Origin of the sequence: Microbacterium sp. AISO3 (assembly GCF_002204305.1) — a bacterium.
GTDB classification, from domain to species: domain Bacteria; phylum Actinomycetota; class Actinomycetes; order Actinomycetales; family Microbacteriaceae; genus Microbacterium; species Microbacterium arborescens.
This window is the reverse complement of the sequence record NZ_NHRF01000068.1, coordinates 1-457: the sequence shown is the minus strand read 5'-3', so window position 1 is coordinate 457 and position 457 is coordinate 1. Positions and strand designations below refer to the sequence as shown.

Here is a 457-nt window from a genome sequence, read left to right as displayed (position 1 = left end):
ACCATGACTAACGCGCTTGCGGGTAAACAACCGAAGAATGCGACACTGACGGCGCTGGCAGGGCTTTCCACGGCGAAAAATAAATTACCGTATTTTGCGGAAAATGATGCCGCCAGCCTGACTGAACTGACTCAGGTTGGCAGGGATATTCTGGCAAAAAATTCCGTTGCAGATGTTCTTGAATACCTTGGGGCCGGTGAGAATTCGGCCTTTCCGGCAGGTGCGCCGATCCCGTGGCCATCAGATATCGTTCCGTCTGGCTACGTCCTGATGCAGGGGCAGGCGTTTGACAAATCAGCCTACCCAAAACTTGCTGTCGCGTATCCATCGGGTGTGCTTCCTGATATGCGAGGCTGGACAATCAAGGGGAAACCCGCCAGCGGTCGTGCTGTATTGTCTCAGGAACAGGATGGAATTAAGTCGCACACCCACAGTGCCAGTGCATCCGGTACGGATT

The 457-nt window shown here is 53.8% G+C and carries 1 protein-coding gene; it reads left to right on the top strand.

Annotation, left to right across the window (positions count from 1 at the left end; all coding sequences use genetic code 11):
- Positions 1-457, top strand: a 457-nt coding sequence (locus CBF90_RS16365) for a phage tail protein (protein ID WP_242435705.1), incomplete at both ends; no start/stop codon positions are given.